2 protein-coding genes are annotated in these 1,859 nt (G+C 32.3%); both read right to left on the bottom strand.

Annotation, left to right across the window (positions count from 1 at the left end):
• Positions 1-14 precede the first annotated feature (14 nt).
• Positions 15-1,397, bottom strand: a complete 1,383-nt coding sequence (locus LI126_RS14550; protein ID WP_227165649.1) for an ISL3 family transposase — start codon at positions 1,395-1,397, stop codon at positions 15-17.
• A complete protein-coding gene (locus LI126_RS14555; RefSeq protein WP_028087929.1) occupies positions 1,342-1,785 on the bottom strand; it encodes a transposase family protein in 444 nt (147 codons plus the stop codon). The genes LI126_RS14550 and LI126_RS14555 overlap by 56 nt, the downstream gene beginning before the upstream one ends.
• Between the last annotated feature and the right edge of the window lie 74 nt (positions 1,786-1,859).

Genomic DNA, 1,859 nt, shown 5'->3' on the forward strand with positions numbered 1-1,859 from the left:
GGTTCTTTCCATTGTTAGTTGAATTCACAGCGAAAGTGCTCGTGTAAAAGCACTTTTGCTTTTAATAAATCAAAACTATTTCGTCCGTACATAATTCTCTTAATTACTTTAATTTTGTTGACACTTCCTTCGGCAAGTCCATTATTATACTTTAATTTTATCCCGTTTTTTACCGCATTAATATCAATTCTTATGCCGTTAACATAGGTCTGTAGCTCAGGTATGTTAAAATTTTCTATTTTTTCAAGCCATGTTTCTAATCTTTCGTCGCGCCTTGAATATAGTATTTCATAGAATTCTTTTATTGCAGCATATAATTCAGTAATCACTGGGTACGTTTTAAGAACTTGCTCATATTGTGTTTTGGTAATTGTCTTGACATCACTTAATCCCTTATAGATTAATTGTATCAAAGATCTTCTCTGAATGTATTCTTTCGATTGATAATCCGAGCAGGTCTCTTGTTGACTTAAATGTGCTTCATTTCGAATACGTTCTTTTTGAATGAACATCCTTAAGGATGCAACTGAACCTTTATAACCTTTTTCGGTAATAATTTTATGAATATTGGGATAAGTCATTCCTTCGCTTCTTAACTTAATTACTTCAGCTTCATATGGTGCAAGCTTTCCTGGAATACGAGCATTATAATGTCCATCTTCAACAGAATAATCTGGAGATAAATATCTTTGTATCGTTTTACAGGTATGATGCATAGTCTTGGCTATTTCTTCTATAGGCACCCCTTTTTTTGCTAATGCTCTTGCCTCATTAACTTCATTTTGTTTCTGTTTCATAGCTAATAGATGTTTCTTTTCCTTTACAATTGTCCTATTTTCAATTTCATCAGGATCGAGCATCAAATATTTTTGAACTGTTTTTACGGAGGAGTGCAATAATAATGCGATTTCATTGACTGTCATATTTTCCGAACGTTTTTGGTGAGCAAAACTAACACGTTCTTTGCGATTATTTATGTTATGTAATTTTAAAATTTCATCAGCTTCAGCGCTTACTGCTGGAATTTCTATACGTGCAGGAAATGTTCTTATCATATACTTTGTTATAGCCTCAGTCAGTCCCTTTATTATGTGGAATCTGTCACTTACTTGGGTTATACCAGGATGCGATCTTTCTGCTGCATTTGCATACAACTGTGTACCATCTCTAGAAATAACTTCAATATTAGGATATTTTGACAACCACTCTTTTACTTCATTAGTATTTCGAGTTGGAATCAAATCGATTATCTTATGACTTTCCAAATCAACCATCACTGTTCCATACGAAAACCGTTTGCGCAACGCGAAGTCATCAACACAAACTTTTTTTACAGAAGACTTATCCACAATTGATGGCATTTTTTTTAAGCAAAGAACAGATACTGCTTTTTCCAACTTCTATACTGTTTGATTTTAGAATCTTTGCTGCATTCACAGAACTAAGCTGTGCTGATGTAAATAATATATTCTGAACAAGTCTTCTGGTTTTCTTTCCATTATTTTCTACAAATGGATGACACTCAGAAAATGTTTTCTTTTCACATTTGCAATTAGAACAAAACATTTTTCTAGTTTTCACAAGAAGTATTACCTTTCTATTTTGCATAGGAAGATCTTGAATTTCTCTTTCATAAGATGAATGTACCTTTGATGAAAGAGTACCACAATAAGGACATTTTACTTCACTCATCTTGGAGCTAATATAAAATACAGCAACATTATTTTTGATATGATATTTGTCAAGTTGATAATTCGGATCTAATGCAGTAATAAAATCTTTCATTTGTTTGCTACCTCCACCTATATACATATCATATCAATTTAATACTTTGAATTCAACTAACAATGGAAAGAACC

The organism is Mediterraneibacter sp. 210702-DFI.5.30 (assembly GCF_020560115.1).
Lineage (GTDB): Bacteria > Bacillota > Clostridia > Lachnospirales > Lachnospiraceae > Mediterraneibacter > Mediterraneibacter faecis.